This is a genomic window from Streptomyces sp. AC627_RSS907 (assembly GCF_019049165.1).
The window spans coordinates 1-668 of sequence record NZ_JAGMUE010000830.1 but is presented as its reverse complement, the minus strand read 5'-3'; the positions used below and the strand labels follow the sequence as shown (position 1 = coordinate 668).

At 69.2% G+C, this 668-nt stretch carries 2 pseudogenes; one reads left to right on the top strand and one right to left on the bottom strand.

Features of this window, described 5'->3' with window-relative positions:
* Positions 1-206, bottom strand: a pseudogene (locus KUM32_RS38885) (DEAD/DEAH box helicase); the annotation flags it as partial.
* A gap of 336 nt (positions 207-542) precedes the next feature.
* Here KUM32_RS38885 and KUM32_RS44445 point away from each other — a divergent pair.
* Positions 543-668 (top strand): annotated as a pseudogene (locus KUM32_RS44445) (tRNA 2-methylthio-N6-isopentenyl adenosine(37) hydroxylase MiaE-like protein); the annotation flags it as partial.

Here is a 668-nt window from a genome sequence, read left to right as displayed (position 1 = left end):
GTGCCGGTCTTGGCCTGGCCGATGACGTCGGAGCCGCTGAGGGCCACCGGGAGCGTCATCTCCTGGATGGGGAAGGGGGACGTGATGCCGACGGCCTCAAGGGCCTCGGCGGTCTCGGGGAGAATCCCGAGTTCTCTAAACGTAGACAGGATGCTTGCCTCTTCTGTGAGACGCGGCGCGAGGCGGCGAAGGGGGTCGTACCGCACCGGGTACTTGGCCGACCGGGGACGGGCCGGATGGCGCGGGACCACTGCCTCCGCTCAGGCGCGCACACCGCGAGCGGTTCCCTCTCGCCGTACGTATGTCTCATACGCGCCGCGTGGAGGGCGGTCGATTTGGAGCCGATCGGGCCACCGACCGGGCATCCGCATGCGTGGAACGACCCGCCGATAATGGGCGGGCTCCTTACCACTGTACCCCGGATACGGCGCTCCATCCGGAGGCTTGTTTGAGTGCGACGATGAACACACTCGGGACCGCCCGGGGCCGCCGGGGCTGACCAGGGGCTTCCGCGTGCCCCCAGGCGGACTATTGTGCGCGTCATGGAGACGCCCAACGCCGCTGACAGCACGCCCGACGACGCTCCCGAGAGCATTGGAATCGCCGCCCAGGACTGGGCGCAGGCGTCCGCTGAGCCGCAGTACCGGGCCGCGGTCATCGACCTGCTC